Origin of the sequence: Acinetobacter sp. UBA6526 (assembly GCF_002434875.1) — a bacterium.
Lineage (GTDB): Bacteria > Pseudomonadota > Gammaproteobacteria > Pseudomonadales > Moraxellaceae > Acinetobacter > Acinetobacter venetianus.
This window is the reverse complement of sequence record NZ_DJLC01000203.1, coordinates 1-21,806: the sequence shown is the minus strand read 5'-3', so window position 1 is coordinate 21,806 and position 21,806 is coordinate 1. Positions and strand designations below refer to the sequence as shown.

Sequence of the window (21,806 nt, the reverse complement as noted above, 5' to 3'; positions counted from 1 at the left end):
GTTATAATCTGCCGCCAATGCGGAGACTTCATTATGAGCAACTCAACTTCTACCCCAAACACTGGTTTAAGCTACAAAGATGCGGGGGTCGACATTGAAGCGGGCGACGCACTGGTCGATCGTATCAAATCTGTCGCTAAACGTACCACTCGTCCAGAAGTTATGGGCGGTCTAGGTGGCTTTGGTGCACTATGCAAAATTCCTAAAGGCTATGAAGAGCCTGTATTGGTTTCAGGAACTGATGGTGTAGGTACTAAGCTACGTTTAGCACTTAATCTGAACCGCCATGACACAATCGGTCAAGACCTTGTGGCAATGTGTGTAAATGACTTACTTGTATGTGGTGCTGAACCATTATTCTTCTTAGATTACTATGCAACAGGTCATTTAAATGTTGATGTTGCTGCGAATGTAGTCACTGGTATTGGTAAAGGTTGTGAGCTTGCAGGTTGTGCATTAGTCGGTGGTGAAACTGCTGAAATGCCAGGTATGTATGAAGGTGAAGATTACGATCTTGCTGGTTTTGCTGTGGGTGTTGTTGAGCAAAGCAAAATTATTGATGGCTCTAAAGTAAAAGCTGGTGATGTATTGATTGGTGTTGCCTCTAGCGGCGCGCATTCAAACGGTTACTCTTTACTACGTAAAATTTTAGATGTTAAGAATGTTGACTTAACTCAAATGGTTGATGGTCGTCCACTTGCAGATGTTGCAATGGAACCGACTCGCATTTATGTAAAACCTGTTTTAGAACTTTGCAAACAAGTTGATATCCATGCAATGGCACATATCACTGGTGGTGGTTTGCCGGGTAACCTTCCGCGTGTTCTTCCAAATGGCGCTCAAGCCGTTATTGATGAATCAAGCTGGGAATGGTCTGAGTTATTCCAACTTTTACAGCGCGAAGGCAATGTAGAACGCTTTGAAATGTATCGTACATTCAACTGTGGTGTTGGTATGGTGATTGCTGTTGATCCAAGCGAAGCGGATAAAGCCGTTGAGGTATTGAACGCTCAAGGTGAAAAAGCTTGGAAAATTGGTCATATCCAAGAAAATGCTGAATCAGTTGAAGGCGCAGACGAAAGAATTCGTGTGATCTTTGCATAATGAAAATTGCTGTACTTGTCTCTGGCAATGGTAGCAACTTACAAGCCCTGATAGATGCCCAACAAGGCAAACAACTATCAGGGCAAATCATTGGTGTTCTTTCCAACAAAGCTGATGCTTATGCATTAAAGCGTGCTGAGAACGCCAATATTGCAACTGCTGTCATTTCGCATAAAGACTTTCCAAATAGAGAAAGCTTCGATGAAGCAATGCATCAACAACTGCTGAATTGGCAGGTTGATTTAGTCATTCTTGCAGGTTTTATGCGCATATTAACACCAAACTTTGTCAGTAAATGGCAAGGGAAAATGTTAAATATTCACCCTTCTCTCTTGCCTTTCTATAAAGGTGTTAATACGCATCAACGCGTATTAAATACAGGGGATCGCCTGCATGGTTGTACGGTTCATTTTGTAACAGCTGAACTTGATGCTGGTCAAAGTATTGCTCAGTCAGTTATTGAAGTTGGTTTGCATGATACCGCCGAAAGTTTAGCGCAGCGCATACATAAACTTGAGCATTTTATTTATCCTCAAGTTACACAATGGATATGTAATGGTCAGCTATCTTGGGAAAATGGCAAAGCCTATTTCAACCAAAAACCTTTAGAAAAACCGATTCAGTTTGCTCAGTTTTAAAAGAAAATCAGCAAACTTTGGTTTTTGGGTTTGCTGATTCTTCTATTTATCATCAATTAACTGAGCTGATCAATTCTCCAAATACTGGTTGCAAGCCTAGCCATCTGCTGCTGTCTTTGGGTAATTTGTATTGGTGTCCATTCTAAAGAATCAGCAATCTTTTGCGTGATCATAAACTGACTTTTTACCAAAAAATCTTTCTTATCCTCAAAAGCTAAATTATCCATATCTCTATTTAATGATGTTTCACATAAAGTCATATTCCCTAAACGATAAACCATCTCCACCCCATCTTTATCATTAAATTCAGACCATCCTATCTCTGCATTTTGAGGAAAAATATGCTCTATATTATAACTATCATCATTAAGATCTGGACGCGTATGTGTTTCCTTAAACTCAATTTCCCCAAGAATATAACGCACAACTTTCTTATTTCTTGATGAAGTTGTTTTAATTGTCTTATCAATAAAATTAACTTTAAAAATTTCATCACTTACATAAATAGACTGTAATTGTTGCAAAATATCCGTTGCTCTCAGAGCCTCTTTTTCTCTAAACTGATTTACAAATAAAGCTGCTTTATGATAAGCCCTTTCTTGATCACCAGTATGCAAACCACTAATCACATTATAACGCAAAGAAATATTAACACAGGCTTTTAGAACTTTTTCAAACTCACTCAAATCCAAGTGACGGTAAACTGCCATTAATAATGAGTAAGGCTGCTTGACACTAAACATTTTTAAGTATTCTGCATATTTTCTTATGTTTATTGAGAAAGTAGAAGCTGTACTTGGGTTAGCTAAAGTTAAATAGATATCAATGTCTGTATCCATTTCACGAATTAATCGAAATACACCAGCTCTATCGGAAATTTGTTCTCTAACTCGTTTAAATAACTCGGACTGACGTACAAAAGCATATCGACTATTCCAGAAAACACGTAAAAAATCAGGAAAGCTTTCAGCCCCAAGTCGATCTACTAATTTTTCCCAATGTTGTTCTAAATCAGCCATTTCACTTTCATTATTAATTGAAACCGAATCACGATGAATGACTGAAAAAAGATAATTTTTTAACAAATCAGTTGCAGAAAGCCTAACTCCTCGTGCATTCAGTGTTTCAAATACTTTATATGCATTTAATTCGTCATTTACAGTAATCACTGTAAAAAAGAGTTTACTACTCATTTCCTCGATCAGTTGAGCAATTACAACCCCTTTATCTAAGTCACCTTTCATATATTCAGCAATTTTTTTATCAAACCAATCAAAAGCTTTTCGTAAACTATGCTCTGATGATTTCAAATTACGTTGTGGCATTTTTTCAGCTAATGCAACTAGGTAAGTTTTATAAAAGTGATCATTATTCCTATTTAAAGTTAGTTTAGGTTTTGACTGCAATGTAACAGGATCTAAATATCCGATATAAGTCCCCATTAATTGATCCAAACGCTGCTTGTTTCTCTCTGCTTCAACTTTATCAGAAATTAATTTTTTTAGATTTTTTAAGCCTGCTAATACAATAATACTCAGTGTTGTTAAGCGTTGCTGACCATCAATGACATAAAAAACCTTATCATCATTAGATTGCAAAACAAGATAGCCCATATAATGAGCATCATCATTATTTGAACGATCAAAAACACTTAATAAATCTTGCCACAAATCATCCCATTCTTCATCCGTCCAACTATAATCACGTTGAAATCGTGGAATACAATAAGTTAAACCATTTCCAATCAATTGCCTATAAGTTTGATTAACAGTTTTAAAATTTGTAGCTGACATAAGTCACAAACCTACTAAATACTTTACTTACAGCTAAATATATCATCAAAAAGCAACAATTTATTCAATCAAACTTTTAACTTTATGAACGGTTTCCAATGGATGTTCCAATGGGAACATATGCCCTCCATCAACAACTGAAAATGGAATATCCAATTTCTTTTGTGCCACTTGAGGCAGCTTCTGCTTTAAAAATACGCTGTCTTGGCCAACAACCAAATCAACAGGAACTTTTGGCTTAGGCATCGGCAACCACCACATTGATGGTGTTGTTCTAAATATCTTAACTTCTGCGTGCTTAGGTATGGTTAACATGACGCCATTATTTTGCGGATCGTTTGTTAAGGCATGTTCGATATAGGCTTGAAAACAATCTTCATCGAAGTATTGATAAAAACCTTTTGGTCTCAACAATTCAGCAGCCTGCTCTCGCGACTCCCAGCGATCTCTGCGTCTGGCAGATAAACCTGCTGGTGTAATCTGATCAACAAGTTTTGGCTTAAATAACTTTGCCAAATGAAAAGCGAAAGATGCTTTACCAATAATAAAAGGTGGATCAAGCATGATCACTTGAGAAAATAATTCTGGACGACGATATGCTGCCATTAAGGTCAAAACAGAACCCAAAGAGTGCCCTAATCCAATCACCTTACGTCCATGCGATTGCTGAACGATACTATCAATCACTTGGTCTACTAAGTATTTCCAACCGTGCGTAATTGGATAACGCTGATCAGAACCAATTTCTGATACATAAATGACATCATATTTATCTTTGAGTTGATCAAAAAGTTTTTGATAAACTTTTGAAGGGACACCGTTCGCATGTGCGAAATGGATTAAAGGTTTCATAAGTTTGTCTATAAATTTATTGATTGGTCAATTATCCCGCTATGTCACTTTAATGCAAATTAAAAGAAAGAACTAAGGAGTAATATTTAGAGAGGGAAATTTGATGGATTAATTGATTTGCTTAGTTTCCCCTTACGAATAAGAGGAAACCAAATTTTAAAAACTAAAATTATTGAATTTTTGCACTTTGCTGAGTTTCTAATTGAGCAGCTAATGAGCTACTAATCCCTTCACCAATCTTCGCGCCCATACGTCCCAAAATTGACTCTAAAGGATTACGCTGTACTGTGTAATCAACTTTTTGCTCAACTTTCAGCTCACGCATTAGCGTTGTAAGACTACCACTACGGTCAGCAATACCCAAAGCAATCGCTTGTTCACCCGTCCAAAATAGACCTGAGAACACCGCAGGATCAGTTGATTTCAAACGCTTACCACGACCTTCTTTAACCGCATTGATAAAATGTGTGTGCACATTATCTAAGACAGATTGTACATGCGCTTGTTGAGCAGGATTAATCGGTTTCGTCATACTCAAAATATCTTTGTTGTTACCCGATGTGAGCGTACGATCTTCAATACCAAGCTTTTGTGCTAAGCCACTTAAACCGTAATTTGGCATAATCACACCAATTGAACCCACCAAGCTTGAAGGATTCACGATAATTTCATCCGCTGCTGAAGCAATATAATAAGCACCTGATGCACCCATATCACCAATCACAGCATAGACTTTTTTATCTGGATGTTGTTTTTTTAAATAACGAATTTCTTGCCAAATTTCATCTGATTGAACAGGAGAACCACCAGGTGAATTAATATTTAAAGCAATCGCTTTGCTACCGCTCGCTTCAAAAGCACGTTTTAATGCTTTATTGGTATCTTCACTATTGACAGTCGATTGACTGCTAGAAGAATCAATCGTACCAATAATATCCACCACTGCTAGGTGGTCGCTACTGATACTTGTTGATGATTTTTCTGCTGATGTTGAACATCCTTTCGTCATCGCTATAAGTACAATCAGTAAATAAGCAAAACCTAAACATTTAAAGAAGATACTCCAACGACGGCTACGACGTTGTTCCTCTACGGAAGCTAAAACAGCCTTTTCTAAAATTTGCCATTCTTTGCCTGTGACATTATTACTATTTGTTGGTTCGTTTTGTGGTTTCGGTGGCCAATCGGACATAAGATTCCAATCCAATATATTGTAAAGTGGTTTTATTATATACGCGGATTTGCATAAAACTGTTTAAATAACTTGTCTTAACTTATAATTATTTTTTGCATTATACTTTCCTTTGTAATTCTCAATACCTTTGATAAATGACCCAACATACATCGACAAGTACTTCCTATCGTCTTATAAAATTGATTAGCCGCCAGCCGATTCAACTCGGGCGTTTCTTTGCGAAACTGCTGGCTGCACTATTTAATACATTTCAACTCTCTAAAATTTCTAAAATTATTGGTTTGAATCTCCGAATTGCTTTTCCACATTTATCTGAACAAGAACATCAACGACTCAAAAAACAAGCCATTCAAAATGAAATCACGTCCTATTTTGAGTTTTTGAGCATTTGGGGAGCATCAAACAAAAAAAATATTCAACGTATTCATCATGTGAGTGGTGAACATTATTTCCATGAAGCTCTCGCCGCAAAAAAAGGGGTTGTCTTGATTCTTCCACACTTTGGCACCTGGGAAGTAATGAATGCATTGTTATCTCAACATACACAAATGACTATTTTGTATAAGCCCGTTAAAAACCCTGACGCTGATCGTTTTGTCCGTGATGCGAGAAGCCGAGAACAAGCAAAACTTGTTCCAACGGATGAAAGTGGCGTGCGTCAAATTTTTAAAGCTTTAAAACAAGGTGGAACCACAGCTATTTTGCCTGACCATACCCCTGATCATGGTGGTGAGATGGTCAATTATTTTGGTATTCCTCTAGCTTCAAGCAGCTTGAGTGCAAAACTGATTCAAAAAACTAAAGCTGCTGCATTATTGCTCTACACTAAACGTAATGATCAAGATGGATTTGATATGGTGATTGAACCTATTAATCCTCAAATCTATCAAGGAACTGCCGAGGATGGTACGCTGATCATTCATCAAAGCTTAGAACAACTGATTCGACGTTATCCTGAACATTATCATTGGAGTTATAAACGTTTTAGTGCCAATAAGGCATTGAAAAAAATTTATGACATTGATGAGAAAGAGGCATTAGAAAAAGTTGATGAAGTTCGCAATCAAGCAATGCAGCAGCAAAATATCTAAGCTATTTCCGCTGCAACCATTTCACTTGTTGCCGTTGTTGCTTGAGCTGAACCTGCCCCTGATCAAAGATAAAGCTGATCGTTCCAGCATTTACAGTTGTAAACAATGGGATATTCAAGGCTTTCAATCGCTGTTGCAATTCTAAACTCGGATGACCATAACGATTGTCGAAACCTGCTGAGGCAATCGCTAGCTTTGGTCTTAATATTGCTAAAAAATCATAAGCAGAACTATGTTTACTGCCATGATGACCAAGTACCAATACATCAACTTTTAAATCAGGATACTGCTGCAAAAGCTTATATTCAGTTTCCCATCCCGCATCGCCCATAATTAAAAAGTGCTGATAAGGCTGGGCATTGGAAAAAGTTAAATAAATGACACAGGATTGTTCATTTTGCTGACTGCTCGCAAGTGCTAAATCTTCAGTACGTGGTGATAGCACTTCAATTTTAAGATTAGTATAAGTCCACTGCTGTCCCTGCTGACACAATGAGAAATTATCTTTAAATTGCATAGTGCTACGATATTCATTTGACTGAACTTGCTCAATAGCGAAAGCATTTTGAATCTTAGGAAATGCGCCACTGTGGTCTTGATCCAGATGCGATAACATCACATGATTAAGTTCCCTTATACCCTGTTGACGTAAGAAGGGAATAACAACGCGCTCGCCTATACTAAATTTTGTTTCATCATATGAACCACCAGTATCAATCATCAAAGTTTGCTCAGGATGTTGCAAGAAAATCGCCTGCCCTTGTCCAACATCTAAAATATTTAAGACGGTTGGTTGTGCTTTGAAACCTAACAGAATGGGCAAAAAACCAATCAACGACCAAGCTTTTGGAAATGTTCCATGTGGCAAAAAAAGTATGATAAGTCCGACAATTAAACTCACCATCATGAGTGGAGTACAACTGACACCATATAACGCAGGTGAAGCTTGCTGTAAAAAGCTTAAAATCCACAACAAAATGGATAAACAGACATCATTTATATAAAATAAAAGCGTTCCTAATATTGGAATAATGGAACTTAGGCAAGCAGCAAGAATATCCAATGGGATGACAATCATACTTAAAAATGGTATGGCGATTAAATTAGTCAAAGGTGCGAATAAGGAAATTTGCTGAAAGAAAATGAGTACTAACGGCAGTAAAGCCACAAAAATTTTCCATTGTGATTCTACTAAGAGCTTAATCGCAAAATATCCCTTTTGCACATAAGTCATCGGTTGATCTTGTGGTAATTTCGCTATGGTTTGATAAATTCTCAATAGAATAAAACATGCACCATAAGACAACCAAAATGCCGCTGATAAAATACTAAAAGGATCAAAAATCAGTAATAGACTTGCGCTATATACCAACAAAGCAAAAGGTCGAATCGACTGTCGAACAAGAAGAAAAAAGCCAACAATACAAACCGTGAGTAACGTTCTAAGTGCAGGGATTTCAAACCCGACAAATGCGACATAGAGTAATACGCAACCTATAAAAGGAAATAGCAGCACAATTTGTCGAGGCTGCCATAGATAAAGTTGTGGGCAATAACGTTGTATCACTTTCTGCAATAACCACGTCAGCATCAAAGCAAATATCAGTACATGAGGTCCTGAAATTGCCAATAAATGTGAGATGCCAAGCAATTGAAACTGTTGTTTGATTTCATCAGAAAGTAAACTTTCATCGCCAGTCAACAATGCTAACATCAGTCCTTTATTCTGATAATTTGAGGTCTGTAACTTTAATCGAAATGACAATCGCATCATTTCGACATTCAAAAGAAATTTTGCAGTGATACTTTGTTGTTGTTTTAAATGTTGTTGATAACCGAGTCTATAAACCTCATCATCACTCAGAAGTTCGATCTGCTTTACAGAAAATGCAGACATGACGTTTTGTTGCAGAAACCATTTTTCTTGATCAAATGCACCAGAAACAGCATAACTATGCGCTGGCTTGATCGTGCCATAAACTTTGTAATAGCTACCGAGTTTTAAGGGAGAAGATAAGTCAAACTGATCTTTATTTTTCTTTAAATACAGAAACCAATTTACAGGCTGATCATAGCGATTTAAAACTTCTGCAATTTGCTTGTGCCCATTGTCGCTAAGCTCATCTATTTTCTTGATATAAATAATGGCTTCAAATGGCTGCGTTTGAGTTTCTCTGAACTGTAGGCGTTGCTGCAATGCCTGATCAGCAAAATGATATCCAGCACAAAACAATGCCCAACTTGAACTTATTAAAATGAGAAAAATAGATAAAGGCTGACGAACGGCTGACTGTCGTTTTTTATAAAATCCTATAGCAAATATAAGGATTGCCAATACAAGCCATATCCACCATGTTGCATTGATAAAAGCAAGGTTGTGCCCCATCAAAGCAATACCCGCAATCCACCCTATAAGAATAAGTTTTAACATTTAATTTTTTAATTAAGTTTTTGATTTTTCTAAGGGCAAAATTAAAGCCCTTTTTCAGGGCTTTAACAAGAGTACAAACTAAAAAATTATGGCTGATCAATCCATAAACCATCTTGCATATGCAAAATTGAATCAGCAGATTGTGCCAACTGCTCATCGTGTGTCACGATCAGCATCGCCATATTCAGCTCTTTTTTCAGATCAGTCAGCAGCTCAAAAATACTGAGTGCCGTTTTACGATCAAGGTTTCCTGTTGGTTCATCAGCAAGTACAACTGCAGGTTTCGTTACTAACGCACGCGCCAATGCAACACGCTGACGCTCACCACCAGACAGCTCACCAGGTTTATGCTCCATACGATGCGATAAACCTACACGATCAAGTAAATACTCAGCTTGTCTTTTCACATCTTTAAAATTGCTTTCACGACGCAACATTAAAGGCATTGCAACATTTTCAAGCGCTGAAAATTCAGGTAACAAATGATGGAACTGATAAACGAAACCTAGATGCTGGTTACGCTTGTAACCACGTTCTGCTTCGCCTAAATTATCAAAACGTTGGCCGTGTAAAAAAACCTGTCCTTGTGTTGGCTGCTCTAAACCACCCAACACATGCAATAAGGTACTTTTACCTGAACCGCTTGAACCAACGATTGAAACAAATTCACCCGCATTAACTTGTAAAGATAGACCTTTAATCACTTCAACTTTAGTTTTACCATCATCAAAATGTTTAAAAATATCTTTGGCTTCTAATACAATTTTACTCATAACGTAATGCCTCGGCAGGTTGAACTTTGGCTGCACGCAATGCAGGATAAATTGTCGCCAAGAAACTCAGCAATAAAGACACAATGACGATAATAACAACATCTTGCCATCTTAAATACGAAGGTAAGTAATGTACAAAATAGGCATCAAACAGATTCAAACCTAAGGCTGTATTAAACCAAGAAATAATATCACTGATGGTTAGAGCCAACGTTACCCCTAAAATCGTACCCGCAATTGTACCGATTACCCCAATCACAGTTCCTTGCACCATGAAAATTTTAGTAATCATCGATGGTGAAGCACCTAAAGTACGTAAGATTGCAATATCTGACTTTTTATCTGTTACGACCATCACCAGTGATGAAACGATGTTAAACGCGGCAACTACGATGATGAGGAATAATAATAATCCAACAAGTGTTTTTTCCATTTGAATCGCATTGAACAAATTACCGTGGGTATACGTCCAGTTCGATGCGTAGAAATTACTTGGTAATTGACTCACGATTTCATCAGCGACTTTAGGCGCTGCGAAAATATTATCAAGTTTTAAACGTACACCTTGAGCCCCATCAGGTAGACGTAATAATGTCGATGCATCATTCAAGGCAATATAACCCACCATCGAATCGACTTCAGCGCCTACACTAAAAATACCCACGATTTTAAATCTTTTAAAACGAGGTACTACACCAGCTGGTGACGGCGTTGCTTCTGGTAAAACCAAAGTGACATTATCATTAAGTCCCAAGCCTAATGCATCTGTCATATCCTTACCAAGCACGATCCCAAATTCACCTTTTTTAAGTGAATTTAAATCACCTGCCACCATATGGTTCTGGATAATAGATACTTTCTTTTCGTATTCAGGTTCAATCCCTGTCACCATGATGCCTGCGACCTGCCCTTGAGCGGTCAACATGCCTTGTAATTGAGTAAACGGTGCAGCACCCGTCACATGCGAATGTTGCTCAACCTTTTTTACAAGCTCAGGCCAATCTGTTAGAATTTGAGTAGAAGAAACAGTAGCTTGAGGAACCATTCCAAGGACACGGTTTTTAAGCTCACGATCAAAACCATTCATCACAGATAATACTGTAATGAGGACTGCAACGCCGAGAGTTAAACCAATCATGGAAACCAAGGCAATAAAAGAAATAAAATGATTACTCCGCCGAGCACGAGTGTATCTCAACCCTATATACAGCGAAATTGGCTTAAACATACCATCTAGTCCGAGGTGATTTATTATGGAAAGTTCACAACATCATCTTGTTGACGACAACACAGAACGTCGTGTGATGTCTCGTATTGATGCCGTGTTGAGAATCAACTATCAAGTCATTCCAGATGATGTTGCACTGAATGACCCATATGACTCTCATTTTGTATTGCCACGCTATTTTCTACTACTTGCAGAATTAGATCAATTTGATCATGCGTTTCGCTACGAATTAGAACAATTAAATGAAAAAGATCAACAAATTGCTCGCATCTTATCCCTATTTAATCAAAAGTTGAACCTTATCACAGGGTCTTTCTATGACAATATTGTGCAATCTTTATTGCCAGTGCCTGAGCAAGTTAACTTCTCTGAAAATGGCTTAAGTTTCTTCAGTACCCAAGATCTGAATGAAGGCACCTATATCCATATTACGTTAAGCCACCCTGAAAACTTCTTTCACATCGCTGCAACTGCGCAAGTGGCATATAGTACAGCCGAAGAGCACGGAAAATTTAGAATCGGGGCTTACTTCATTACGATTAACCCTCAAGATCGTGCAAAACTTGCTGACAGTATTCAGCTGAGTGACAACAATCAAGGTTAAATTTTTAAACGACGGTACATCTTTAAATCTTTATAGAAATAAAGCAGCAAGCCAAATAAGATGATGACAGCACCAACAAACACGCGGATTGATAGCTGTTCATTATTGAGATAAGCACCAACTAAAATTGCTAACATTGGGGTCATCACTGTGGTAAGTGAAAGTGTCGTTGCTTTTAAATTTTGCACCAATTTGAAATAGCAGAACATTGCAATCAATGAAGCCATAATCACAGTATAAGCCAATGCTAAAAGTGACTTAGCCGAAGGAATGTGTGTAGGTGCATATTGCCAAATCCAAGGCAAGATCATAACAGCAATGATCGTCGAAAAAAGGATTGATCCCGTTGCTTGTGCCATCGCCTGCACATCAGCATTAATCTTTTTAACCAAGAAAATAGATAGTGAGTATGAAAAGACACTGATCAACATTAAGACAATGCCGATTGGCTGTACATGCTTTTGGCTTCCACTCAAACAAATCATGGCCAATCCAATAATCGATGTCCCCATTCCTAGCCATTGCAGCCCTGCTAACTTTTGGTGAAAGCCAAATCGCCCTATCAAACCCGCTATAATTGGCGCAAGCCCAAACATCAGCGCAATCAAACCCGAACTGAGATAAGCTGTTGCTGCATAAGTAAAAATCTGTGATCCGATCAAACTAAATGAACCTGCAACATAACTTAGCAAGGCAAGTTTATGAACTGGAAACTTAATTTTTAAAAATAGTAGAACCGTAATTGCCAACGGTAATGCAATAAAAAACCGAATAACCAATGCCCACATTGGATGTAAATCTGAAACGCTCCAGACAATTGCTAAAGGCGTTGTCGCCCAAATAAATATAAGCAATCCATAAGTGAACATTAAGTTAAGACGTGATGGCATAGCGTGCTCAGCAAGCAGTTTTACGTTTTTGTTTTAAAATCGTTTGATCTAATGAGCTAGAGAATTCACGTTTATCTCTCTCAGAAATCGGTGGTGGCCCACCTGTCTGTACACCAGCTCCACGCAATGTATCCATAAAATCACGCAAATGAAGTCGGGCTTTTACATTCGCTGTGGTATAGATTTCACCGCGAGGATGAATCGCAATTCCACCTTTTTCAATCACTTGAGCCGCTAAGGGAATATCTTGCGTAATGACAATGTCATTCTCTTGCATACGTTCCACAATTTCTTGATCGGCACGATCAGCACCACTCATCACCTGAATTGATTTAATTCTGATAGAGGGTGTAATCCCAACATTCTGATTGGCAACGAAAGTGACTTCGAGTTGATAGCGATCAGAAGCACGTAAAATCACTTCACGTAAAATCTTAGGTAAAGCATCTGCATCTACCCATAACTTAAATGGCAGCACGTTTGCACAAGCCTAATTGAATAAAAGTATAGTTTAGCAGATTAAGATATAAAGCTTTGTTTATTTATCCATGACACTCTTTTATATCAAAAAACTTATACTTTAATTTTTGTTTCTAAAAACTCCAAATACTTAGCATCATCTTCCATAAAAATATCAAGTCCACCGCCCATATATGCTCTTGTTAACTCATCTGCCGCCTTGTCTAAATCATTTTGCTCAAAATAAAGCTGTCCTAATCTCAAATGTATATAAGGGTTACCTAAACCATCTGGACATTGCACTGCATTGTAAAAACATCTAAATGCTCTTTCATAATTATTTAGATAAAAGTGCGTATCTCCTATTGCAACATATATCCAAGTTGAAGTTTCCCACTCTTGATGGTCATCAGGCAATAGTCTCAGCGCTTCAACATATAAAGCTTTAGCTTCTACAAACTTTTGATGAGCAAATAACTTATCACCTTGCTCACACAACTGTAGAATTTCTTGATGAATCCTACTAGGTAATTCTTTGCTCATTACTTAAATAACCAATACATTTTAAAATTTACATACCAAAAATATAGCATGTAACTTATAGAAAGCTAGGTAAGCACTAATTATTTCTAGTGAAATTACATATCCAGACTTGAAAAATTGAGGTTACCCTCGATTTAATAGAATAAGTTCAATCTTTTTAGCATCACGCTTTATGAAAAATCAAAACAGTCCAGAAACCATTAAAATTCAAGATCAAAATTTCGGTAATCATGTCGAGCATTGGAACTTATTGACAGATACACCCGAAGTGGATGTACCCAAATGGTTAGGATTGGCGCTAGATGCACCCGTAATGCCAATGGGCTTATGTGAAGATGAACAAGATATGGATCAGTCATTTTGGCTTATCCAAGGACCAAGTGGACAAAAGGTTTGCATCAATCAAATTATTGCAGTGGAAGACCAAAAACCTCGCGCATTAAAAACTGCTTTTCCAAGTTTTGAAAGTCCATATAGATATGATGCGAAAATTGAGCGTATTATTACCTGTGATTCTGCAACACAAGCAGTATTACGTCTAAATTTAAATAAAAATACCATTATTTATGCCTTCGATAATTTGTTCAGCGTAAATAACTGTCAGTATGATAAAAACCAAACCTATCAAGTTCAGTTTAATGCTTGGGCATATGAATTAGAACCTGTTGCTAAAGATGAGAAAATCGTTGTTGATGATCCAGCTTCAATTAAACATCACCGTGCTTTAAATGCAATTTTGGCTGAACATAATGGTATCGCACCTGAAAATTTACAGGAGCTTATTAATGAGTGGGAACCAAAAACGCCAGAAGATCAAGAACCTGTAACAGTCGACTTTTCTAAAATGGTTGCCTATTTATTTGGAGAGACATTAGGACAAGAAGATGAAGCTTGGTTTCAAGGTAATATCGTGGGTAAAACAACGATGCAGTTTATGCAGGATGAATATACCCTTTATGATGTCACTTTAGTTTTAGAAGATGATTTACCTGCAATCTTAATTCGTATTGCAACTAAAAACGTTTTGTATAAAAACTTTAACATTGGTGAATATATTCGCGGTAACCTATGGATTCAGGCGAATATTTATGCTAAAACTGCTTCTAAGTGACAAAAAATCACATAAATGGCATTTTAGGCGTTCTAATGAAAATTATACCAGAACAAACGACCACCAGTCTTATTCATTCAAGCGACCAAGGGCTTAAACTTGATGTTGGTGCTTTTTGCTTTTTTTTACTAGGTATGTTTCTAGCAGCAATCATTTTTCATCAAATTGGCTTGTTCTAATTCTAATTTTTGACCATGACCTAATTCAAATAAAAGCCCTCAATGATGAGGGCTTTTATTTTTCTCTATAAAATATGGCTTATCCGTGACGTTTCGCGAATTCATCCATAAAATTCACAAGAGCTTGAACACCTTCCAATGGTACGGCGTTATAAATACTTGCACGCATACCACCAACTGAACGATGACCTGCCAAGTTAAGCAAATGATTTTGCTCAGCTTCTTTTAAGAATGTCTTTTCAAGTGCTTCATCAGCAAGTGTAAATGGTACATTCATCATAGAGCGATTTGGTACCGCGATTGGGTTGTTATAAAAATCGCTTGAATCAATATAACCGTAGAGCAATTTTGCTTTCGCTTGGTTCATTTTGTAGATTGCATCTACCCCACCCTGCTCAAGTAACCACTCAAATACTAGTCCAGATAGATACCAAGCATAAGTTGCTGGTGTATTCACCATAGAACCGTTCTTCGCTTGATCAGCATATTTCAAGATACTTGGGATCTCAGGTTTTGCTTGATCTAATAAATCTTCACGAATAATGACAATGGTTAAACCAGCAGGCCCAATGTTCTTTTGGGCACCCGCATAAATAAGACCAAACTTATTCACATCTACTGGCGCAGACAAAATACTTGATGAATAGTCGCAAACCAAAGGAGCAGCTACATCAGGTACACTCGCGAATTGCAATCCACCAATCGTTTCATTATCTGCATAATGAACATACGCAGCATCATTCGATAGATTCCAAGTGCTTTGTTCAGTAATCGCATGTTTACCATCAATCATGGTGCCCGCTTCAACGATATTAATATCGCCATAACGCTTTGCTTCTTTTAATGCTTTCTCAGACCAAATACCCGTATGAATATAATCCGCTTTATTATTTTTACCGAGTAAATTAAGCGGAATCGCTGAGAATTGTAAGGATGCGCCACCTTGTAAGAACAACACTTTGTAGTTTTCAGGAATATTCATGAGCTTGCGTAAATCAGCTTCTGCCTTTTCTGCGACAGCAACATAGTCATTGCTACGATGACTCATTTCCATGATCGACAAGCCCTTACCCTGCCAATCCAACATCTCTTGTTGAGCTTTTTCTAAAACAGCAGTAGGTAATGCAGCAGGACCAGCGCAGAAATTATAAGCACGCATGAGTTTTCCCTTGTTAAAGTGAAACAAATTGAGATGGGAATTTAATCATAGATTGGCGAAGCTTGCAGCAGCTTATCCAGTAAATATTTCAATTTGACTGTAAAAAATAGTTTAATTTTTCAATGATGTTTTTGTGATTTCCATAAATTTTCAAATTGTCTTTTAATAAAAATTATGAAAGATAAATTATTTTAATTTTCAATCTGATATATAGATTAATTGCTCTATTTTTTTACAAATTAACTACACCAATTCTAAGCATTCAACTATTTAATTAAAAACATAATATTTAAATTTTACAAAAAAAACTTAGACTAGCGCAGGTATTATTAAATTGCGATATATCATCATGTTGAAACGACATAATCGACCTAATGTTCAGGTCAAACGGTTTCCAAAGCAACTTTGTTTAAGTATTAGCTTAATCAGTAGTGCCTTATTTTCAACATCTTTATTCGCACAAACATTTAGTTATAACGAGGCGGAACAATATGTTGTAGAAAATGCCTACGCCTCTCAAGCGCAGCAAGCTTTACAACAAGCTTCACAACTCGAAATGGAGGCAGTTAAACACTTAGGACTGCCACGCATTGATTTAAATGCAACAGCCTATTCATTTCATAGTGAAACCAGTGTCCCACTCGAATCGAGTAAACGCAGGCTCGAAAACTCACTCACACGTGGATTTGATGACAAATTATCGCAATGGGAAAATGTATTACCGCCAGATGTAATTGATCAAGTTGGTCAAGGATTCGATCAAGTTGTCAGTGATGGTTTAAATAAAGTACCGAATAATGTTGACGTCACAATTAAAGACCACGATGTTCGCACCTCTATTTCTATGGTGATGCCACTTTATACGGGTGGAAAAATTACCAGCGCCAAGCAAATTGCAACGATTCAAGCACAACGCTCTAACATTAGCGAAAAACAACAACAAGACTCGCAAAGATTCGAAATGATCCAATCTTATTTCAATGTGCAATTACAACAACAGTTGTTGAATGCAAGTTTATTTAATCTAAATGCGATGCAAGAACATTATAACAATGCTCTGAAACTTGAACAGCAAGGCTTTATTAATAAAGGCCAGCGTATGCAATTTGAAGTCGCTCGTAACAATGCAGAACGTACTTATCAAAATGCGAAATCAAATCTTCGCGCCAGTGAATTTAGTCTTCAAAACCTATTAAAAACTAAAGAAGATCTCAACCTGACAACACCACTTTTTGTAAATAATGCGCAAAGTCAGTCTTTAGACAAATTACTAGCAAACTATGACCAAAACTCAAGTTTGATTAAAAAGCTAAAAATGGATACTGAGCTTGCGAATGAAAATATCAAAATTCAACAATCAGCGAAGAAACCAAGTGTTTTTGCCTTTGGGGAATACGGTTTAGATAGCAAAGAGAATTGGATTGTTGGCGTTATGGCAAAGTACAACCTTTTCTCTGGAATCGATAATAATAAAAACATCCGTGCAGCTGAGCTGAAGAAATATGCTGCTGAACTCATGACAGAACGAACCAAGCAAGAAGTTGAAAATGTCTTATATAAATCTTATAGCGAGTTAAACTCATCACAGACTAGTCATCAACTTCTCACCCAAAATATTAAAGCTGCTCAAGAAAACTTACGCATTCAACAGCTGTCTTTTAAAGAAGGAATGGGAACAGCAACCCAAGTGATTGATGCACAAAATGCATTAAGTGCTTTAAAAAGCGAAATGTCGATCAATGCGTATAAATATATTTTATCGCTCGCGACTTTATTGCAAAGCTATGGTTCGATTGACGAGTTCAAGCTTTATGTGAATCAACCACGAACTGACTATATCCGTTAATTGGAGAAACTTATGAGCCAAAATCAATCATCATCCAATTCTGAACGTGATACAGATCAAGTTAAACAAACGACTGATACTTCTTCAACAGAAACTCAGGTAGAACAAGTTTCACCTATTGAGCATACCGAAAAAGTGGATGTTATAAATACACCTTCAAATCAAGAAATTCAACCAACTGAACCACCGAAAAAAAGTAAAGCTAAAATTATTGGTTTAATTGTCCTAATTCTATTATTAGGCTTGATTGCTTTTGGACTATGGAAAGCCTATCTGCCACAACCTATTGAATTGCAGGGTCGAGTCGAAGCTGAAACTGTACATATCAGTACCAAAGTTCCAAGTCGTATTGAAGAGTTTTATGTGACTGAAGGTCAAAGCATCAAAAAAGGACAAGCACTGGTTCGTTTTGTTAGCCCTGAATTAGAAGCCAAGAAAGAACAAGCCCAAGCAGCCTTACAAAGTGCGACAGCTTTTCACTCAACCATTTATCGTGGTGCGCAACAAGAAAATATCGATACTCTATATGCCAACTGGCAAGCCATGAAGACACAAGCAGAGCTAGCTGCTACAACCTATAAACGTGGTGAAAATCTTTATCAACAAGGTGTTATTTCACGTCAGCGTCGTGACGAGATGTTAGCGGCAAAAACCTCTGCTCGTGAGGCCGCAGAAGCAGCATATCAACAATATGCTCGTGCAAAACGCGGCAGTACCGAGCAACAAAAACCTACTGCTGATGCGCAAGTTGCGATGGCTCAAGCAGCAGTGAAAGAAGCAAATGCACTGACTGAAGAAACCAAACTCTATTCACCTACCGATGGCACTGTCTCAAAAACTTATGGTAAACCGACTGAATTAGTTGCAACAGGAGTTCCTGTCGTCAGTATCATTGAAGACCATGATCTGTGGATCAGCTTGAACGTTCGTGAAGATATGTATAGCTCAGTGTATAAAACTAAAACACTGGAAGGTTACATCCCTGCCCTTGATCGTAAAACAACATTTAAGGTTAAGAGCATTGATGCCGAGGGTGACTTTGCGACGATTAAAACCACACGCCAAACTGGTGGTTACGATATTCGCAGTTTTAAATTTCACTTGGTCCCAGAGCAATCCATTCCTGATCTAAAAGTCGGTATGAGCGTATTATTCAAAATTGAAGAGGTAAAATAAGCAATGTTTGCAGTCATGCTGCGGGAGTTGCGTTATCTCAAACGTCATAAAGTTGATCTTTTTATGGCCGTGATTGCGCCTTTGCTGGTTATTTTGCTGTTTGGAAGTATGTTTTCATCTGGTAAAGCCGAACATTTACCGATTGTGGTGATAGATCAAGATCAAAGTGAAATGAGTCGTAAGGTTATTCATGCGCTCAGTATTAATCATACGTTAAAAATAAAAACGATTACTTCTAGCCAAGATGAAGCAGAAAAACTGATTAATACAACTGAGGCGTGGGGATTTGTGATGATTCCCGAAGGTGCTGAGCAACGCTTAGTTAAAGCTCAGGATGCGCAAATTAGCATTGCCTATAACCAATCCTTTTTTAGTATTGGTAATACCATTTCCTCCGCCATGCTCATCAGTACTTTAAATGGTATGGCTGAGTATTTAGGGCAAAGCTATCTGGCAAATACTATTCCATATTTAGATGTCCCCACACCACACATCAAAATCTCGACCCTTTATAACCCAAGTATGAGTTATGAATTGTTTCTTGAGCCATTTATGGTGCCTGCTGTACTCCATCTCTTGTTATGTTGCTGTGTGGCTTTCGCGATTGGGCAAGAATTTAAGCGGAAAACGGTTTATGAATGGGTCAGTTCTAAACAGGTGATTTCAAGCTTACTAGGTAAAATATTGCCTTATGTTTTCATTTTCTGTGCATGGACAGCATGTTGGATGTTTTGGTTAGCGCATGTCCGCGGTTATTTCATTGCAGGTTCACTAATACTCATTCTAGCTGCACAATTTCTATTCTATTTTTCCTATGCTGTTATTAGCAGTACTGTTGTTCTTGCGACAAAAAACCTGCCAAAAACTTTTGGTTTTATTGCACTTTATGGTGGATCATCCCCTAGTTTTTCAGGAATCACTTTACCCTTGAATAATGCTCCTGCATTTACTCAATTTTGGTCAATGATTATTCCTTATACCCCCTATGCCAAGCTACAAACAGAACAATGGATTATTGGTAGTGACCTTTATGTTTCACTTATACCTTTTAGCATTTTAGTTATTTTCGCCATCTTGTTCTTTGTACTTAGTATTCGTCTACTCAAGAAAAATGTTCAGGAGATTCATCCATGAAATCATTTTTCGATTATTACATTCAGACGTTTAAGAATATTTTTGCCAATAGCTCAGTTTTTACGACATTGATTGCCGCGATCTTGTTATATAGTTTTTTTTATCCAACCGCGTATAAAGCACAAACAGCCGAAGATATTCCAATTGTGATTGTCGATGAAGAACAAAGTATTTTAACTTCAAAGATCATTAGTCAAGCGTCTAACAGCCCTCATATCAAGATCAAGACTGTGACTGATAATTTTCTTGAAGCTCAGCGAATGGTTCAAAATCAACAAGCGGAAGGCATTTTACTTTTACCTGAGAATCTAACCAATAGTCTCAAACGCGGTGAAATGGGAGGGATTGGCCTTTATCTGAGTACTGCATACTTCATTCGAACAAAAGAAGTCGGCGTAGGTTTAGCAGGTTCTATTGAATATACCTTGCAAGAATACCTAGAGAAATTTGGCAATGCTTCACAGTTTCATCCAGAGCTTTCAATTCATCAGATTCCGCTGTTCAACACAATCTCAGGCTATGGCAGCTATATTTTCCCAGCCGTCGCAAGTTTGATCATTCACCAAACAATTTTACTTGGCTTAGCTATGCTTATTGCCAGTTATCGTGAAAATGGCTGGGCTGCGAAACCCATCGAATTTTGGGCAACTTTTACAGCTATCTTTACCATTGGCTGTTTAGGATGTTTATATTTATTCGGATTTACATTTTGGTTGTATGAATATCCACATGGTGGCAATTTCTGGGGCATGCTGTTAGCTGTACCGATTTATGTCAGTTGTATAATTGGTTTAGGGATGCTAATCGGTTCCTTAGTTGATATGCCAGAACGCGTGGGACATTTAATAGTCGTGACTTCTGTCCCCTTATTTCTACTTACAGGAACGGCATGGCCACATGAAGCAATGCCTGAATGGATGCAATGGTTTGCATGGACACTGCCGTCCACGAATGGCGTACAGATGTTTGTACAACTCAATCAAATGGGAGTGCCGACATCGCTCGTGATCCCCAAACTCATCTATCTTATAACTCTGGGCGCAATCTTTTTGGCATTGTCTTATTATCGCTTAGTCATCATGAAACCAATAAAAAAGGAAGCTATTTAGCTTCCTTTTTTATTACCTCAATGATTACGCTTCAGGCGCATCATCTTTTGGCTCAGCAACAACTTCTTCAGAAGTTACTGTTTCGGCTTCAGTATTTTCTACCGATTCCTCTATAGCATCCAACTCTTCGTCATCTTCTACAGCTTCAATAGATACAACACCGACAAGTGTTTCAGCATCACTTAAACGGATTAAACGAACACCTTGAGCATTACGTCCAGTCGTCGCAACTTCAGCAGCACGAGTACGTACCAATGTACCACCATCAGAAATCAGCATGAGTTCTTTAGTTTCATCAATTGATACTGCACCAACAAGCTCACCATTACGCTCACTTGTCTTAATTGCAATGACACCTTTACCACCACGTTTCTTGGTTGGGAAGTCATCTACAGGTGTACGTTTACCATAACCGTTAGCACATGCACACAATACTTCCCCAGTTTCTGGCACAACTACCAATGAAACAATACGGCTGATTAAATTCGAAT

At 37.7% G+C, this 21,806-nt stretch carries 21 protein-coding genes; 10 read left to right on the top strand and 11 right to left on the bottom strand.

The window, feature by feature from the left end; all coding sequences use genetic code 11:
• Window positions 1–33 precede the first annotated feature (33 nt).
• A complete protein-coding gene (purM, locus tag B4237_RS13880) occupies window positions 34–1,104 on the top strand; it encodes a phosphoribosylformylglycinamidine cyclo-ligase (protein WP_061519400.1) in 1,071 nt (356 codons plus the stop codon).
• Window positions 1,101–1,742 carry a phosphoribosylglycinamide formyltransferase gene (purN, locus tag B4237_RS13875; protein ID WP_278596438.1) on the top strand — a complete coding sequence of 214 codons (642 nt, stop codon included), beginning with the start codon at window positions 1,101–1,103 and terminating at the stop codon, window positions 1,740–1,742. Before purM ends, purN begins: the two co-directional genes overlap by 4 nt.
• A gap of 56 nt (window positions 1,743–1,798) precedes the next feature.
• On the opposite strand, the gene B4237_RS13870 is transcribed toward purN, so the two are convergent.
• The 3 genes from B4237_RS13870 to sppA form a co-directional block, all read right to left on the bottom strand.
• A complete protein-coding gene (locus tag B4237_RS13870) occupies window positions 1,799–3,535 on the bottom strand; it encodes a DUF262 domain-containing protein (RefSeq protein WP_278596369.1) in 1,737 nt (578 codons plus the stop codon).
• A gap of 60 nt (window positions 3,536–3,595) precedes the next feature.
• Window positions 3,596–4,387 (bottom strand): alpha/beta fold hydrolase, encoded by a 792-nt coding sequence (locus B4237_RS13865; RefSeq protein WP_286943588.1) that lies wholly within the window; start codon window positions 4,385–4,387, stop codon window positions 3,596–3,598.
• 169 nt (window positions 4,388–4,556) lie between these two features.
• Window positions 4,557–5,579, bottom strand: a complete 1,023-nt coding sequence (sppA, locus tag B4237_RS13860) for a signal peptide peptidase SppA (protein WP_278596367.1) — start codon at window positions 5,577–5,579, stop codon at window positions 4,557–4,559.
• A gap of 137 nt (window positions 5,580–5,716) precedes the next feature.
• Here sppA and B4237_RS13855 point away from each other — a divergent pair, with 137 nt between their 5' ends.
• Window positions 5,717–6,673, top strand: a complete 957-nt coding sequence (locus tag B4237_RS13855; protein ID WP_019384019.1) for a lysophospholipid acyltransferase family protein — start codon at window positions 5,717–5,719, stop codon at window positions 6,671–6,673.
• Between the two features lies 1 nt (window position 6,674).
• Here the strand turns inward: B4237_RS13855 and B4237_RS13850 are convergent, their stop codons facing one another.
• The 3 genes from B4237_RS13850 to B4237_RS13840 form a co-directional block, all read right to left on the bottom strand.
• Window positions 6,675–9,104 (bottom strand): DNA internalization-related competence protein ComEC/Rec2, encoded by a 2,430-nt coding sequence (locus B4237_RS13850; RefSeq protein WP_004878463.1) that lies wholly within the window; start codon window positions 9,102–9,104, stop codon window positions 6,675–6,677.
• An 86-nt stretch (window positions 9,105–9,190) separates the two neighbouring features.
• Complete coding sequence (lolD, locus tag B4237_RS13845) at window positions 9,191–9,877, bottom strand: lipoprotein-releasing ABC transporter ATP-binding protein LolD (protein WP_004878462.1); 687 nt, start codon at window positions 9,875–9,877, stop codon at window positions 9,191–9,193.
• Complete coding sequence (locus tag B4237_RS13840; protein WP_004878461.1) at window positions 9,870–11,105, bottom strand: lipoprotein-releasing ABC transporter permease subunit; 1,236 nt, start codon at window positions 11,103–11,105, stop codon at window positions 9,870–9,872. Before B4237_RS13840 ends, lolD begins: the two co-directional genes overlap by 8 nt.
• A 25-nt stretch (window positions 11,106–11,130) precedes the next feature.
• On the opposite strand from B4237_RS13840, the gene B4237_RS13835 reads away from it, so the two are divergent.
• Window positions 11,131–11,709, top strand: coding sequence for a PilZ domain-containing protein (locus B4237_RS13835; protein ID WP_007481538.1), 579 nt, complete (start codon window positions 11,131–11,133; stop codon window positions 11,707–11,709).
• Here the strand turns inward: B4237_RS13835 and B4237_RS13830 are convergent.
• The 3 genes from B4237_RS13830 to B4237_RS13820 all read right to left on the bottom strand — a co-directional run bounded on the left by B4237_RS13830 (window position 11,706) and on the right by B4237_RS13820 (window position 13,601).
• Window positions 11,706–12,599 carry a DMT family transporter gene (locus B4237_RS13830; protein ID WP_278596365.1) on the bottom strand — a complete coding sequence of 298 codons (894 nt, stop codon included), beginning with the start codon at window positions 12,597–12,599 and terminating at the stop codon, window positions 11,706–11,708. The two genes, B4237_RS13835 and B4237_RS13830, sit on opposite strands and share 4 nt — an antisense overlap.
• A gap of 7 nt (window positions 12,600–12,606) precedes the next feature.
• On the bottom strand, window positions 12,607–13,077 hold the full coding sequence (locus tag B4237_RS13825) for a YaiI/YqxD family protein (RefSeq protein ID WP_007481543.1): 471 nt from the start codon (window positions 13,075–13,077) through the stop codon (window positions 12,607–12,609).
• Between the two features lie 95 nt (window positions 13,078–13,172).
• Window positions 13,173–13,601: a tetratricopeptide repeat protein gene (locus B4237_RS13820; RefSeq protein ID WP_278596364.1), complete on the bottom strand. Its 429-nt coding sequence runs from the start codon at window positions 13,599–13,601 to the stop codon at window positions 13,173–13,175.
• Between the two features lie 172 nt (window positions 13,602–13,773).
• Between B4237_RS13820 and B4237_RS13815 the strand changes: the two genes are divergently transcribed.
• Together B4237_RS13815 and B4237_RS13810 are read left to right on the top strand one after the other, a co-directional pair.
• On the top strand, window positions 13,774–14,712 hold the full coding sequence (locus B4237_RS13815) for a hypothetical protein (RefSeq protein ID WP_004878456.1): 939 nt from the start codon (window positions 13,774–13,776) through the stop codon (window positions 14,710–14,712).
• Between the two features lie 35 nt (window positions 14,713–14,747).
• A complete protein-coding gene (locus tag B4237_RS13810) occupies window positions 14,748–14,891 on the top strand; it encodes a hypothetical protein (RefSeq protein WP_004878454.1) in 144 nt (47 codons plus the stop codon).
• Between the two features lie 79 nt (window positions 14,892–14,970).
• On the opposite strand, the gene serC is transcribed toward B4237_RS13810, so the two are convergent.
• A complete protein-coding gene (gene serC / locus B4237_RS13805; RefSeq protein ID WP_004878453.1) occupies window positions 14,971–16,050 on the bottom strand; it encodes a 3-phosphoserine/phosphohydroxythreonine transaminase in 1,080 nt (359 codons plus the stop codon).
• Window positions 16,051–16,399: 349 nt separating this feature from the next.
• Here serC and B4237_RS13800 point away from each other — a divergent pair, with 349 nt between their 5' ends.
• Genes B4237_RS13800 through B4237_RS13785 form a run of 4 tightly spaced genes read left to right on the top strand, consistent with a single transcriptional unit; the run spans window position 16,400 to window position 21,315 of the window.
• Window positions 16,400–17,896 (top strand): TolC family protein, encoded by a 1,497-nt coding sequence (locus tag B4237_RS13800; RefSeq protein ID WP_278595471.1) that lies wholly within the window; start codon window positions 16,400–16,402, stop codon window positions 17,894–17,896.
• A 12-nt stretch (window positions 17,897–17,908) separates the two neighbouring features.
• Window positions 17,909–19,072, top strand: coding sequence for an HlyD family secretion protein (locus B4237_RS13795; RefSeq protein ID WP_286943580.1), 1,164 nt, complete (start codon window positions 17,909–17,911; stop codon window positions 19,070–19,072).
• A gap of 3 nt (window positions 19,073–19,075) precedes the next feature.
• The gene (locus B4237_RS13790) at window positions 19,076–20,206 is read left to right on the top strand and encodes an ABC transporter permease (RefSeq protein ID WP_278595473.1); all 1,131 of its coding nucleotides are present in this window, start codon (window positions 19,076–19,078) and stop codon (window positions 20,204–20,206) included.
• Window positions 20,203–21,315 (top strand): ABC transporter permease, encoded by a 1,113-nt coding sequence (locus tag B4237_RS13785; protein WP_278595474.1) that lies wholly within the window; start codon window positions 20,203–20,205, stop codon window positions 21,313–21,315. The genes B4237_RS13790 and B4237_RS13785 overlap by 4 nt, the downstream gene beginning before the upstream one ends.
• A 24-nt stretch (window positions 21,316–21,339) precedes the next feature.
• Here B4237_RS13785 and B4237_RS13780 read toward each other — a convergent pair.
• A partial coding sequence (locus B4237_RS13780) for a DNA gyrase C-terminal beta-propeller domain-containing protein (RefSeq protein WP_286943577.1) occupies window positions 21,340–21,806 on the bottom strand: 467 nt, incomplete at its 5' end.

What these genes read in the sequence shown, in the direction of transcription:
- purM (WP_061519400.1), top strand. Translation starts at nt 34, where the DNA reads ATGAGCAACTCAACTTCTACCCCAAACACTGGTTTAAGCTACAAAGAT.
- lolD (WP_004878462.1), bottom strand. Translation starts at nt 9,877, where the DNA reads ATGAGTAAAATTGTATTAGAAGCCAAAGATATTTTTAAACATTTTGAT.
- B4237_RS13815 (WP_004878456.1), top strand. Translation starts at nt 13,774, where the DNA reads ATGAAAAATCAAAACAGTCCAGAAACCATTAAAATTCAAGATCAAAAT.
- B4237_RS13785 (WP_278595474.1), top strand. Translation starts at nt 20,203, where the DNA reads ATGAAATCATTTTTCGATTATTACATTCAGACGTTTAAGAATATTTTT.
- B4237_RS13835 (WP_007481538.1), top strand. Translation starts at nt 11,131, where the DNA reads ATGGAAAGTTCACAACATCATCTTGTTGACGACAACACAGAACGTCGT.
- B4237_RS13855 (WP_019384019.1), top strand. Translation starts at nt 5,717, where the DNA reads ATGACCCAACATACATCGACAAGTACTTCCTATCGTCTTATAAAATTG.
- B4237_RS13850 (WP_004878463.1), bottom strand. Translation starts at nt 9,104, where the DNA reads ATGTTAAAACTTATTCTTATAGGGTGGATTGCGGGTATTGCTTTGATG.
- B4237_RS13840 (WP_004878461.1), bottom strand. Translation starts at nt 11,105, where the DNA reads ATGTTTAAGCCAATTTCGCTGTATATAGGGTTGAGATACACTCGTGCT.
- B4237_RS13820 (WP_278596364.1), bottom strand. Translation starts at nt 13,601, where the DNA reads ATGAGCAAAGAATTACCTAGTAGGATTCATCAAGAAATTCTACAGTTG.
- B4237_RS13870 (WP_278596369.1), bottom strand. Translation starts at nt 3,535, where the DNA reads ATGTCAGCTACAAATTTTAAAACTGTTAATCAAACTTATAGGCAATTG.
- B4237_RS13865 (WP_286943588.1), bottom strand. Translation starts at nt 4,387, where the DNA reads ATGAAACCTTTAATCCATTTCGCACATGCGAACGGTGTCCCTTCAAAA.
- B4237_RS13830 (WP_278596365.1), bottom strand. Translation starts at nt 12,599, where the DNA reads ATGCCATCACGTCTTAACTTAATGTTCACTTATGGATTGCTTATATTT.
- sppA (WP_278596367.1), bottom strand. Translation starts at nt 5,579, where the DNA reads ATGTCCGATTGGCCACCGAAACCACAAAACGAACCAACAAATAGTAAT.
- B4237_RS13810 (WP_004878454.1), top strand. Translation starts at nt 14,748, where the DNA reads ATGAAAATTATACCAGAACAAACGACCACCAGTCTTATTCATTCAAGC.
- B4237_RS13800 (WP_278595471.1), top strand. Translation starts at nt 16,400, where the DNA reads ATGTTGAAACGACATAATCGACCTAATGTTCAGGTCAAACGGTTTCCA.
- B4237_RS13790 (WP_278595473.1), top strand. Translation starts at nt 19,076, where the DNA reads ATGTTTGCAGTCATGCTGCGGGAGTTGCGTTATCTCAAACGTCATAAA.
- B4237_RS13795 (WP_286943580.1), top strand. Translation starts at nt 17,909, where the DNA reads ATGAGCCAAAATCAATCATCATCCAATTCTGAACGTGATACAGATCAA.
- serC (WP_004878453.1), bottom strand. Translation starts at nt 16,050, where the DNA reads ATGCGTGCTTATAATTTCTGCGCTGGTCCTGCTGCATTACCTACTGCT.